Source organism: Sorangium sp. KYC3313 (genome assembly GCF_052075895.1).
In the GTDB taxonomy this organism is placed as follows: domain Bacteria; phylum Myxococcota_A; class Polyangia; order Polyangiales; family Polyangiaceae; genus Sorangium; species Sorangium cellulosum_B.
The window spans coordinates 7,661,629-7,674,339 of record NZ_CP197255.1; the positions used below are offsets into that span (position 1 = coordinate 7,661,629).

The 12,711-nt window shown below is 74.6% G+C and carries 9 protein-coding genes; 4 read left to right on the plus strand and 5 right to left on the minus strand.

Going from position 1 to position 12,711, the window contains the following annotated elements; genetic code table 11:
- Positions 1-7 precede the first annotated feature (7 nt).
- Genes ACSRUE_RS29625 through ACSRUE_RS29635 form a run of 3 tightly spaced genes read right to left on the minus strand, consistent with a single transcriptional unit; the run spans position 8 to position 3,030 of the window.
- Positions 8-1,138 (minus strand): hypothetical protein, encoded by a 1,131-nt coding sequence (locus ACSRUE_RS29625; RefSeq protein WP_441286506.1) that lies wholly within the window; start codon positions 1,136-1,138, stop codon positions 8-10.
- Entirely contained in the window at positions 1,139-2,410 is a 1,272-nt protein-coding gene (locus ACSRUE_RS29630) for a tetratricopeptide repeat protein (RefSeq protein WP_441286507.1), read from the minus strand. It abuts the gene before it with no gap.
- Complete coding sequence (locus ACSRUE_RS29635; RefSeq protein ID WP_441286508.1) at positions 2,407-3,030, minus strand: RNA polymerase sigma factor; 624 nt, start codon at positions 3,028-3,030, stop codon at positions 2,407-2,409. The genes ACSRUE_RS29630 and ACSRUE_RS29635 overlap by 4 nt, the downstream gene beginning before the upstream one ends.
- A 321-nt stretch (positions 3,031-3,351) precedes the next feature.
- Between ACSRUE_RS29635 and ACSRUE_RS29640 the strand changes: the two genes are divergently transcribed.
- Positions 3,352-4,179 carry an SPOR domain-containing protein gene (locus ACSRUE_RS29640; RefSeq protein ID WP_441286509.1) on the plus strand — a complete coding sequence of 276 codons (828 nt, stop codon included), beginning with the start codon at positions 3,352-3,354 and terminating at the stop codon, positions 4,177-4,179.
- Positions 4,180-4,225: 46 nt separating this feature from the next.
- Here ACSRUE_RS29640 and nikR read toward each other — a convergent pair whose 3' ends face one another.
- Both nikR and ACSRUE_RS29650 read right to left on the minus strand, forming a co-directional pair.
- Positions 4,226-4,648, minus strand: coding sequence for a nickel-responsive transcriptional regulator NikR (gene nikR, locus ACSRUE_RS29645; protein ID WP_441286510.1), 423 nt, complete (start codon positions 4,646-4,648; stop codon positions 4,226-4,228).
- 13 nt (positions 4,649-4,661) lie between these two features.
- Positions 4,662-5,780, minus strand: coding sequence for a hypothetical protein (locus ACSRUE_RS29650; protein ID WP_441286511.1), 1,119 nt, complete (start codon positions 5,778-5,780; stop codon positions 4,662-4,664).
- 289 nt (positions 5,781-6,069) lie between these two features.
- Here ACSRUE_RS29650 and ACSRUE_RS29655 point away from each other — a divergent pair, with 289 nt between their 5' ends.
- The 3 genes from ACSRUE_RS29655 to ACSRUE_RS29665 all read left to right on the plus strand — a co-directional run bounded on the left by ACSRUE_RS29655 (position 6,070) and on the right by ACSRUE_RS29665 (position 12,697).
- Complete coding sequence (locus ACSRUE_RS29655) at positions 6,070-7,305, plus strand: SPFH domain-containing protein (protein WP_437767602.1); 1,236 nt, start codon at positions 6,070-6,072, stop codon at positions 7,303-7,305.
- 141 nt (positions 7,306-7,446) lie between these two features.
- Complete coding sequence (locus tag ACSRUE_RS29660; RefSeq protein WP_441286512.1) at positions 7,447-9,360, plus strand: protein kinase domain-containing protein; 1,914 nt, start codon at positions 7,447-7,449, stop codon at positions 9,358-9,360.
- A gap of 181 nt (positions 9,361-9,541) precedes the next feature.
- A complete protein-coding gene (locus ACSRUE_RS29665) occupies positions 9,542-12,697 on the plus strand; it encodes a response regulator (RefSeq protein WP_441286513.1) in 3,156 nt (1,051 codons plus the stop codon).
- The last annotated feature ends 14 nt before the right edge of the window (positions 12,698-12,711 follow it).

Genomic DNA, 12,711 nt, shown 5'->3' on the forward strand with positions numbered 1-12,711 from the left:
TTTCGGCTCACGGCAGCTCGACCTCCACGCCGAGAGACGCGCCCAGGAACGGGCGACCCCACGCGTCCGTCGCGCGGCCTGCGGCGTCGATCACGATGCGCGGCGCCGCGATGCCGGCGAGCAGGTGCTCGCTGATCCGCAGGTGTGGAGTCGGCGCGAACGAGAGCCCTGCGCGCAGGTACGTCGCGACCGCGTACGCGTCCTCCGACCTGCCGGCGTACCGGGGCGAGCGGCCTTCGCCCTCGACGTGCAGCCAGGCGGCGGCGAGCCCTGCGCCGGCCGATGGCAGCCACGCGGCGTCGGTGGGGCCGAGCGGGACGCGCACCCCCAGGGCGGCGAGCGCGATGCGCGTGTGCCGCGTGCCCTCTTTGCCCTCACGGCTCGCGCTGGCGAGCGGGATCTGGAGGAAGGCGGAGAGCCCCAGACGAGACCAGATCATCGCATACCCCGACACGTCCAGCATCGGTGTGGCGGGCACGCCGCCTGCGCTCCACAGGACCGCCGGCGCCGCCCCGACGCCGAACGTCACCGGTGCTCTCCGGGTCGCGCCTGGCCTGGAGGCCGGGGGAGGGGGCGCGCGGGGGGGGCCGTCGGCTCGCGAGCGCGCGGCGACGACGGGCGCGGGCCTGGCCGGCGGTGGCTCTTGCATGTCGACGGCGGCGCGAGCCTCGGGATCGGCCTCGACCTCGCCCTGCGACGGACGGGGCGACCGCACCTCCAGGAGGCTCGCGCGCAGGAGCTCCACCGCGCGAACCGCGACCGTGGCTGGATCGTCGGCCATCACGGCGCTCTGGACCGATGGGCCAGTCGCACCATGGGCGATCGAGACCTCGACGCCACCCGGCACCTCCGTCACCCGGATCTCCGCCGCCGCTCCGGCCTCGTGTGCGCTCGTCTCGACCGGCCCCTGGGAGGGCGGCTCGGCGCCGCCCCTCACGATCACGACGGTGAATCCGAGCGTGGCGAGCTCGGCATAGACGCGGGCCATGATGGGGTCGGACCGGCGATCGGCGATCAGGACGACCTTCGGGCGCGGTGGCTCCGGCGGCGCCGCGCGCGCTTCGGGTGCGATGAGGAGGCAGAGCCCGAGCGCCCAGGCTCCGCCGTGCGCCGCGCGAGCCGGCCTTCGAGACCGCACTCACTCCCCCTCGAGGAGATCCCTGGCGTGCGCGGCGTGCGGCCCCGCCGGATACCGCGCCAGGTAGCGGCGCGCGGCCTCGCGGGCCTCGCCGGCCGATCCCATCGACTCCCGGCATTCGATGACCCTCCCGAGCGCTTCCCGCGCAAAGGAGCCGCCCGGTTGCTCTTCGAGGTACACGAGGAACCAGCGCTCGGCCTCGGCGTACGATCGCCGCTGGTCGAACGCCATCCGGCCGAGGTGGAAGGCGGCCTTCGCCGCCTCGCAGGAGCCCGCGAACCGGCTCCGCGCCGCGGTGAGCGCCGCCGCGGCGCGATCTGGCTTCCCGGAGAAGCGCGCGACGTCCGCAAGCGTCAGCAGATCCGCCGCGCTCGCGCGGGCGACGAGCCCGTCGAAGCCCTCGGCCTCGGCCGCCGTCATGGCCTCCTGGTACCTGTCGCTGGCCACGAGATTGCGCCAGCTCGGCCGGCGGGGGGCGGCGTTCGCGGCCTTCACGACCCCCGCTCGCTCGCTCGCGCCGGTCGCCGCGGGGGCCGGCTCGGAGGCCGGCTGATCGATGCGCGTGGCGGACGGCGCAGGCGGCGCGGCGGCGCGCAGCTCCCCGCGCGTGAGCTCGAAGCGCTGCTCCTTGCAGAAGACCGAGAGCGTCTCTCCCGCAGCGACGGCGCGCCGCCCCCCCACGAGCGGCCCCGACACGGCGACCGATCCTTCCCGCAGCACCAGCGTGAGCTCCTCGCTCGCCGGGGACCAGCTCAGCTCGAAGCGCGTGCCGGTGACCAGCACGTCGAACGGGCCGACGTCGAAGCTCCAGGCGCTCGTCGCGGTGTGGGTCACCGTGGCCGTGAGCCGGCCGCCTTCCAGCAGAACGCGCGCACCATGTGCGTCGGCGGCCACCACGCGCGCCCGGGCGCCCGCGTCCAGCGCCAGGGAGGTGCCGTCCGAGAAGGCGACCGCCAGAGGAGCCTCCGCGCTGGCGGCGATCCACGCCCCGACCTGACCTTGCGCCGAGCCGACCGCGAACGAGAGCGACGGCGGCGGCGGGAGCAGCACGAGGAGCAGCGCCGCGCAGACCCCCGCCAGCGCCACGAGGGCCGCGGGCGCGATCCACCGAGGACGCGGGGGGCCGAGGCGCGCAGCCCCGGGACGGGAGGATCCGCCGCCCGCGATCTCCAGGAACCGTCGGCGCGCGCCGTCGAGATCCTGCGCCGCGAGCTCCTCATCCTGGGCCCGGCGGAGCTCATGAAGACGATCGAGCGAGGGACGATCGCTCATGACGCGCCTCCCTTCAGCCACTCCTCGAGGGCGGGTTGGTCCCGCGCCGCCTCGAGGAAGTGGACCTCCGCGCGGGCCAGCCTCCGCTTGATGGTCGCGAGCGAGACGCCGCACGCGCCGGCGACCTCCTGGAGATCCATGCCCTCGATGCGCCGCAGCGCGAACGCGATGCGCTCGTCGGCCGGGAGCCGCTCCAGCGCGCGGTAGGTCGCGCGCAGCGCCTCGCGGGCTTCACCTCCGTACGGGGGCTCCACGAGGGGTGGGAGCTCGTCGGGGGCGAAGAAGAGGAGCCATTTCCGTCGCGCGCGCCGCTGGATGCAGGTCCGCGCCGTGAACACGGCGACCGAGGTGATCCACGCCTTCAGCGCTGCCGGATCGCGCAGGGTGTCGAGGGAGGAAAGCGCGCGGACGAAGGCGTCGTGATGCGCGTCGGAGAGGTCGCGGCTCCCGCCGAGCAGCCGGCCGAGGACGCGGAGCACGTGCCCGGAGAAGCGCTCGTGGAAGGCGGAGAGCGCGGCAGGATGCCTCGCGCGGAGGCCCTCCACGAGCGCCTCGTCGCTCGTGTAGGCGACCACGCCGAGCCTTCGCGGGGGGGCGAGCGCGCCGGCGCGCATCACCATGATCGTGGGGCTCCGCTGGGAATGACCGAACGCCTCCTGCCGCCTCGTGACCCGATCGGCCCCCTTGAGTCACGGCAGCGCCGCGAGACGGCTCACCGCGGACGAAGCCCGCGGGGATCGGCCGGTGATCGCGCGCCCGGCGCCAGCCGAGAACTTTCCCCGCGCGCGCCGCCGATGCGAGGCTGTCCGGCCCCGCCGAAGCGCGCGCTCGCCCGAGAGCGCTCGTTCTACGACCGGACTTATCTGGACGATGTAGGATAAAGTAGCACACGAAAGTTGTGGGTCGCCGGCCGGGCAGGGTAGACGGGGCGAGGAGGACGCATGAGGCGCAGCAAGGGCGAGAGCATGGACACCGGGGCGGTGCGGAACCTCGAGGAGATCCAGGAAGAGGATCCCGGAGCTCGCCCGTCACGCGCGGGCGCGCTGGTGCTGGCCTCGCTCGGCGGGGCGTGCATCGTCTTCGCGGCGGTGGCGCTCCTGCGTGCCCCGCACCGCGAGCGGCCGGTCACCGCCGATCCGCTCGGCGATCTGGTCGCGCGCGCCCACCCGGCCGGCGTGAAGCCGGCCCCGCGCCCTGCCACGATCGGGGAGGACGTGACCTTCCCCGCGGTCCTCTCGGACGCGGAGCACCCGACGACCGCGCTCGAGGCCGTGCGCGATCCGCGGGCGGCCAGGGCGGCCGCCTCCGCCGAGGCGCCCGCCGCGGAGCCGGTCCCGCCGCCTGCCGCGGACCGGCTGCCCGTGGTCCCGCTGCCGGCGCAGCACGTGCTCGGGCGTCCCGGAGGCGAGGCCGCCCCGAACGACACGCTCACCGCGATGGCCCGCCACGTGTCGCGCGAGGAGGGTCCCGAGACGGAGCGGGGAGGGCCCGGCAGCTACCAGCTCCAGGTGAGCTCGTTCAAGGACCCCACCGACGCCGAGAACTTCGCGGCGGCCCTGCGCCGGCGCGGGCACAAGGCGTACGTCGAGCCGGCGTACGTCAAGGGCCGCGGCCTCTGGCACCGGGTGCGCGTGGGCCCCTTCAAGTACAAGCGCTCGGCCGTGATCTACCGGCAGGAGTTCGAGGCCAAGGAGCGCCTCGTGACGTTCATCGTCGACCCGCCCAAGACCACGGTCAAAGTGGCGGACAGCCCCGGGGACGACGCGTAGATCAGGGGCTCTGGAGAGCCCTCCTCCGCCGGCGTGTGCGCCCCTGCTACCGGCGCGCCGCCCCCGGGAGCGCCGCGGCCGGCGTGAGCGCGCAGGACAGGACCCCCTTGGCCCCGGCGAGCTGCCCGGCGAGCTCGGACAGCTCCTGCCCGCGGCCCTTCAGCACCATCACCTGGAGCAGCCGGGCCGCGTCGAGGCGGACCAGCAGGCTGGAGACCAGAGACCCCGCGCGCCGCTCCTCCAGCTCGGAGATCCGCTGCACGAGCTCCCGCACCTCGGGCTCGTAGACGAGCGTCAGCGTGGCTGCCACCTCGGCCCCCTCGTCCAGCGCGGCGCGCGTCAGGTCCGCGCGGACCAGATCCCGCAGCGCCTCCGAGCGGTTCTCGTAGCCCTGCGCGGTGATGCGCCGATCGAACTCGGCCAGCAGCGCGCGATCCATCGCCACGCCGAAGCGGACCAGGTCGCTCATCGCTCGCCCCCGTTCAGCTCTTGCGCCGCTCGAGGTGCCGCCTCGCGGCGTCCTTCACCGGCGACGTCACGTTCTTGCTCTTCGCGATGCCCCGGAGATCGGACTCGCGCAGGTGCTGGACCAGCCGCGTCGCGACGAGCACCGGCGTCCTCGGGTTCTCCACGAGGTTCCGCTTCACCGTGTAGCTCTTCAGCCACTCGGGCGTCGTCGAGATGATCCGCAGCACCTCGTCCGAGATGTTCCGGTTGCGGCTGATGAGGACGACCTCCTCCTCCTGCATCTGGGGGCTGCGCACGGCGGCGCTGGCCACGAGGCGGTTCGAGTCGCGCACGAGCAGCATGCGCTCCTCGCGCGAGCCGAGCATCGCCCGCCGGATCCGCTGCGACATGGTCATGTCGGCGAGCCGCTTGTAGAGCGGGACGTACTGCTCCTTGATCTCCTCCTTGCCCTCCTCGTCCTCGACGTGGGTGTCGACCGGCTCGTCCGCCGCGAGCGCCTCCGCGAGCGCCTGCGTCTCGCTGAACAGCACGTCGTCCGGCGTGGGCTCGGGCGACGGCTCCGCGATGAGCTCGTCCTTGATCGCGATGCTGACCTCGCGCCACGCCGGGATGCCCGTGAGCTCGACCCCGTTGCGGGCGGCGAGATCGACGAGGCGGTCGGCGGTCGACATCCGCGTGTTCTTGTTGAGGTAGAGCCGCTCGATGACGCGCGGGTTCTTGAGCAGCCGCTCCTCGTTGACGGCGATGAGCTCCGTCACCGCCTCGCCCCCGGCCCGCGCGAGCTCCTCGAGCGTCTCCGGGGCGACGCCCGGCATCGCGAGGAGCCTCTCGACGACCGGGAGGCGGTCCGCGTACACGCGGGCCAGCCGATCGATGACCGGCGGCTGCAGATCCGCGCCGAGCGCGCCCTGGAGCAGCGGCTCGGGGAGCGCCGCCAGCGTCTTCTCCGCGGTCTCGCGGGCCGGCTCCTCCTCGCGCGACGCGAGCAGCACGAGCACCGTCACGACCTCGCCCGGCCTGAGCCCGGGGGCGATGCCGCGCGCCGCCATCTCCCTGAGCTTCTGCGGCGCGCCCGGCTGCGCCAGCTTCTGCGCGGGCGCCGAGAGGGCGCTGACGTCGATCGGCGCGGTCATCGAGGCGCCCTCGCCAGCGCGGCCCCATGTGGCGCCAGCGGCTCAAGCAGAGCGAGCAGAGCTAGCAGAGCGAGCGGAGCAACGGGCATACGGTCCTCCCGGCGGGCATTGCTGCCCTGCGATCTGCGGACTATCCTGAGGCCGCTGTGTGCCTGAAAGGCGCGGCGATCGTCAACGGAGAACGAACGGCGCGCGCCCTGCGCGCCGCCTGCCGGAATGAAACCCGAGGTCCCGGGGGGCAGGGGACCGGCAGGTCCGTCACACCCAGCACACCGAAGAGGAGCGCGACATGGGGATTTTCGATTTCGTGAAGAGCGGCGTCCGCGAGATGATGATCGCGCGCCCGGACGCGGCGAAGCATCTCATCGTCTACAAGCACCCGGACCAGAACATCCCCTTCTGGTCGCAGCTGACGGTCGACAGCGATGAGTGTGCCCTCTTCTTCAAGGACGGCAGGTACATGGGTTACCTGCCCACAGGGCGCCACACCCTGCAGACCCAGAACATCCCGTTCCTGAACAACCTCGTCAACAAGTTCACGGGCGGGGACGTCTTCATCGCCGAGATCTTCTTCGTCAAGACGCAGCCGGTCCGCGGCGTGCCGTTCGGCGGGCCGCTGGAGTCGATGGAGGACCCCACCCTTTACGAGTTCGTGACGCCGCGCATCTTCGGTGAGTTCTCGCTCGTCGTGGTCGATCCGGTGCGGTTCGTCGTCGGGTACCACGGGCAGTGCGGCGGCAGCGGCGACAACGACGTCGTCCTGAGCTGGATCAAGGGCAAGTTCTTCATGAGCGTGAAGACCGTGATCGGCCAGGTCTGCGCGCAGCAGCAGAAGAGCCTGCTCAACCTCGGCGGCATGAGCATGGAGCTCGGCGCCCGCATCGTGCAATCCGCGCCGAACCTCGAGGAGATCGGCTGCAAGATCCTCGAGATCGGCAACTTCAACATCAACTTCTCGGCCGAGGACCAGAAGCTCCTCCGCGAGGCGAACAAGGCGCGCGGCGAGGCGCGCCGCGGCATCGGGGTCGCGCAGGACACCGCCCGCGCGAAGCAGTTCGAGCTCGATCAGCGGTTCCAGCAGGACGCTCGGTACGTGCAGCAGCTGGCGGGCAACTGGCAGAACTACGCCGCCGGCCAGGCGATGATGGGCGCCGGCCAGGGCATGGCGCAGGGCGGCGACGGCAGCGGCGTCGCGGGGCTGGGCGCCCAGGTGGCGATCGGCGCCGGCCTGGCGCAGGCGATGAACCCCGCGCTCGCGGCGCAGGGCCAGCCTCAGTTCGTGCCGCCGCACATGCAGCAGCCGGGGGCGCCGCAGGGCTACCCGGGCGCACCGCAGGGCTACCCGGGGGCGCCGCAAGGCTACCCGGGGGCGCCGCAGGGCTACCCGGGCGCGCCGCAGGCTGCCCCCGCCGCAGCGCCGTCGATCGAGCAGCGCCTGGAGCGCCTCGGGGAGCTCAAGAGCAAGGGCCTCATCACCGACGAGGAGTTCCAGGCCCGCAAGGCGAAGATTCTGGAAGAGATCTGAGTCCTTACCAGGCGGCGCCGGCCGCCGCGCGCGGCGATCCGCGGGGGGGCGCTCCACCGCGGTCGCCAAACTGGCGCCATCTGATCCGAACCACTGAGCGCGCTTTCGGCTAGACTCGATGGGGTGCCAGTGACGCTCCGCATGGCCGGGGATGCTCAGCCCGAGATGACCGCCGGCGAGTCCGAGGCTGCCGAGCTGTTCCATCGGGAAGACATCCCTCGGCTGCACGGAGACGAATCATTTGCTCAGCCTCCGGCGCGCAGCGATGTGCCTCCGGCGCGCAGCGATGTGCCTCCGGCGCGCAGCGACCTGCCGCCAGCGCGCAGCGACCTGCCGCCGCGCAGCGACGCGCCGCCGCGCAGCGAGTTGCCGCTTCGCAGCGACGTGCCACTTCGCAGCGACGTGCCGCCGCGCGGGGGGGACACACTGCCAGCGCGCGTCGACGCGCGCCCGGCGCTCCCGCCGCTGCCGGCGCTCCCACCCCTGCCGGCGCGCTTCGACGGGCCGGCGCGCCGGGGGAAGGTGAAGCAGACGCCGCGCGCGCGGCGCTGCCCGACCTGCAAGCAGACCTTCTCCGGCGACTCCCGCTTCTGCCCGTTCGACGGCGATCCGCTCGCCGACGCGCCCGACTGGAATCCATCGGCCGATCCGATGCTCGGGCGCACCATCGACGGCCGCTACGAGGTGCAGGCGGTCGTGGGTGAAGGGGGGATGGGGACGGTGTACGAGGTGCGCCACAAGTCGCTCGGCCGCCTCTTCGCCCTGAAGGTGCTCCGGCGCGACATCGCGCAGGACGCCGAGCTCGTCGCCCGCTTCATCCAGGAGGCCAAGGCGGCCGCGGCGATCGGCCACCCCAACATCGTCGCGGTGAGCGATTTCGGCGCGATCGAGGTCGAGACGGGGCAGGCAGAGCTGCCGTTCTTCGTCATGGAGTTCCTCTCCGGGACCTCCCTCGCGTCGCTGCTGCGCACCGAGAAGACGCTGCCGGCCGACAGGGTCGGGCAGATCATGCTCCAGTGCGCCGCCGCGCTCGGGGCCGCCCACTCCGCGGGCGTCATCCACCGCGACCTGAAGCCCGACAACGTGTACCTCGTCCGCAACGGCGATCAGGAGTTCGTCAAGCTGCTCGATTTCGGCGTGGCGAAGGTGACCGGCGGCAAGCGGCTCACGCGCATCGGCATGGTGTTCGGGACGCCGCACTACATGAGCCCCGAGCAGGCGGAGGGGAAGCGCATCGACGCCCGCGCCGACATCTATGCGCTCGGCGTCCTCATGTACGAGTGCTTCGCTGGGCGCGTCCCCTTCGAGGCGGACACGTACATGGGCGTGCTGACCAAGCACATGTACATGTCGCCCGAGCCGCTCGAGCAGGTGATGCCCGACGCCGCCGCGCTCGGCGCGTTCGGCCCGATCGTCATGCGCTGCCTCGCGAAGAACCCCGAGGAGCGCTTCTCCTCGATGGCGGACCTCGTCGAGGCCATCGAGCTCGCGCTCGATCCGCCGGGCCGCGGGGCCTCCGTCGCGCCCCCGGGCGAGCTGCCTCGCCACGAGTCGATACGGCCGCGCGCGCACGAGTCGATACGGCCGCGCGCGCACGAGTCGATACGGCCGCGCGCGCACGAGGAGGTGCTCGCCCCGGTCCAGGCGCCCGCGGAGCCGTCCGAGCCGCTCTCGATGGCCGCGCGCGTGGCGATCGCGCTCGCGGCGGTCCTCGTGCCCATCGCCATCGCGCTCGGCGTCCGCGCCTTGCGCGTCTCGGCGCCCGAGGAGCCGCCCGAGGCCGCCGCCGCCGACGCTCCCGGCGGCGCCCTCCAGGCGGAGACGGCGCCCGCCAGGGCGATCGACGAGCCGCCCGCCGCGACCGCGGCCGCGACGGCGGCGCCCGCGCCGCCCGCGCCGACCGCGCAGGAGCCGCCCCGCACCCAGGGCACGGCCGCCCCGATCCCGGCGAAGCCGACCGCGACGACGGGCCGCCCCGCGGCGACCGCGGCGCCCACGGCCTCCGTGGTAAGGCCGCAAGCAACCGGCGATATCGTCGATCCCTGGAAGCGCTGATCGCGCGATCGGCGCGCGACGAAACCTGGCCTTCCCAGCCGTCCTGTGTGCACGATGGACGAGGTCGATCACCGGACCCGCGGCCGCGGGACAAGCGATCGACGGCAGCGGCGACGCTCAGGGCGGAGCGCTTGACAGCGTCCGTTCGGGCTCGCCATCCTTCGCGAGGCGGAAACCTCTAGTGGCCAAGCAACAGCTCCTCCTGGTCGACGCGGATCCGCGCAGCGTTCGGGTCCTCGAGGTCAGCCTGAAAAAGGCCGGTTACAGCGTGACCACCGCGAAGGACGGAGCGGACGCTCTCGCGAAGCTCGAGGTCTCCACGCCGGACCTCGTCCTCAGCGACACGCGCCTCCCCAACGTGGACGGATATGCCCTCGTCCGCAAGATGAAGGAGCACGCCGACTGGGCCTCGATCCCGGTCGTCTTCCTCACGAGCCAGCGGTCCATCGAGGACAAGATCCGCGGGCTGGAGCTCGGCGTCGAGGACTACCTGACCAAGCCGATCTTCGTGCGCGAGCTCATCGCGCGCGTGACGCTGCTCCTCGCGCGGCGGACGCGCGAGGGGATCACGACGCGCCACTTCTCGACGACGGGGCGGACCAGGTTCTCCGGGTCGATCCTCGACATGAACGTCGTGGATCTGCTGCAGACGTTCGAGGTGAGCCGGAAGAGCGGGATCGTCCACCTGTCGCACGCCGACAACGAGGCGCAGGTCTATTTCCGCGAGGGCAAGGTCGTCGACGCGACGCTCGGCCGGCTCTGCGGCGAGGAGGCCGTCTACCGCGCGCTCCTGTGGAACGAGGGGACGTTCGAGGTCGAGTTCTGCAAGGTCGACAACCCCGACGGGATCGAGACGTCGACGCAGGGCCTCCTCATGGAGGGCATGCGCCGCGTCGACGAGTGGGGCCGGCTCCTCGAGGCGCTGCCGTCGCTCGCGACCGTCTTCGAGGTCGACAGCGAAGAGCTCCTGGAGCGGTTGAACGAGATCCCCGACGAGCTGAACGGGATCCTGCGCCTGTTCGACGGCAAGCGCACGCTGATGCAGGTGGTCGACGCGTCCCCGTTCGAGGATCTCTCGACGCTCTCGACCATCTCGAAGCTCTACTTCGAGGGGCTGCTGGTGCCCGCCGCCGCGCTCCCCCCCGACGACGTGGTGCCGAGCGAGCCGGAGGCGGCGTTCCACGACGAGTTCTCGCCGCTCTCGTCGCCGTCGAGCGCGCGGCGCTCCAACTACCCCGAGGGGAGCCCGGGGAACGCCGGCTCCGACGACCTCGAGGACGCCGTGGTGGTCCCGGCGCCGCTCTCGACCCGGGTCTCTCCGGCGGTGCTCCCGCGCTCCCGGCCCGGTCACGAGCTGCACGCGCCGGCGGGGGACCCCGACGCGGAGTCCCCCGGGCGCCCCGTGACGACCCGCAGCGCGGTGCACGGGCCAGGGGCGGTCGGCCGAGCGGCCAGCGCGAGCGCCGCCGTGGCGCGCTCCGCGCCGTCGGAGCCGCCGCGGAGCGCCGTGTCGGCCGCGACGGCGCGCTCCGGCGCGGCGGGTGGCCGCGCGCCGTCGGAGCCGCCGAGGAACGCCGCGGTGCGGCCCGGGGCCGCGGATGGCCGCGCGCCGTCGGAGCCGCCGAGGAGCGCCGCGGCGTGGCCCGGCGCCGCGGGGGGCCGCGCGCCGTCGGAGCCGCCGCGGATCACCGTGTCGGCCGCGGCGGCGCGCTCCGGCGCGACAGGGGGCCGCGCGCCGTCGGATCCGCCGCGGAGCGCCGCGGCGTGGCCCGGGGCCGCGGGTGGCCGCGCGCCGTCGGATCCGCCGCGGAACGCCGCGGTGCGGCCCGGGGGCGCGGGGGGCCGCGCGCCGTCGGATCCGCCGCGGAACGCCGCGTCGTCTGCCGAGGCCGCCCGGGTTACGCGGTCGCGCGCCGAGGTCGAGCTCGACAAGGACACCACGCTCGCGAGCAGCGATGAGGCCCCGCTCACGCGACCGCTCGTGACGCCGCGCAGCTTCGCGCAGAAGCAGCGCTCCACGAGGAGCGACAGGCCCGCGGCCGCTCCCGCCGAGCAGCGCGTTCGCTCCACGCCCCCCGAGGCGCCCGCTGCGGCGCCTCCCGAGCCCGCGGCGCCGCCCGTGCCTGCGGCAGCGCCGCCTGCGCTCGCGGCGGCAGCGGGCGTCGCGCCGCCCGCCGGAGAGGAGCGCACCCCGGCGGCGTCGACGAGCCCCACGCTGCGCCCCCGCCCGCCGAGCGACGCGCCGCCGCCCGTCGCCGTCCCGCGCGCGGCGGAGCGCGCGCAGGCGCCGCAGCCCGTCGAAGCGAAGGCCGGGGAGGCGCGCCCGAACGAGGCCTCCCCGCCGCCGCTGCCGGTGCCGGACGCCGCCCCGGCGGCGAGCCTCGCGGCGGCGCCGGACGACGCGCCTCCTGGCGACCCCGGGCCGATCAGCGAGAGCGAGCGCTTCTTCCTCGGCGGCGGGGTGGACGCGCCGGAGGGGATGGCGGCGCAGGAGCATCCCTCGGCCGAGGACGCCGATACGACCGCCGGCGCGGTCGAGGCCACGCTCTTCGGGCCCCGCCACGAGGAGCGCCGGGCCCGCATCGCGCGGATCGTCGCCGGCCTGGTCACGGCGCTCGCGCTCGGGGCCGCCGGCGTGTGGCTGGTCGGCCAGACGGGGCGCCCCGTGCCCGCGGCGCCGGTCCATGCGCCCTTGCCGGAGGAGGGGCCGGCGGGGCAGCACACCGCGGCGGTGCCCGCAGCGGCGCTGGCCGCGTCGGAGCCGGACGGAGAGCCGGCGGCCGCCGCCGCGGCGGGGCTCTCCGCAGCGACCCCCGCCGACGCCCCGGCGGGCCAGCCGGCCGCGCCGGCGGCCCCGAGCGCGAGCGCGCGGGCGAAGCCTGCCGCGGCGAGCCCCGCGCCGGCCGGAGCGCCTTCCGAGCACGCTTCGCGCGCGCCGACCACCCACGCGGCGCCGCCGAGCGCGGCGGCGACCGCGGGCCAGACCGCCGCGCCGGCGCGGGAGCCGGCGCCGTCGGCTGCCCCGCCCGCGTCCGCGCCTGCCGCGCCCGCGTCCGCGCCTGCCGCGCCCGCGCCTGCCGCGCCGGACGAGGAGGGGGGGCCCCTCTCGACGCGCGTGATGCGCGCCCTGGAGTCGGGGCAGACCGGCAAGGCGGTGCAGCTCGCGCAGCAGCTCACCGCCGCCTCCCCGGGGAGCGCCGCGGCGTGGCACCTGCGCGGCGCCGCAGAGCAGGCGGCCGGGCGCGGCGGGCGGGCGTCGTTCCGCAAGTGCGCCGAGCTCTCCTCGCCCGAGTCCTCGCTCGGCGCCGAGTGCCGCGCGCTCGCCGGCATGCCGTGAGCGTGCGGTCCGCG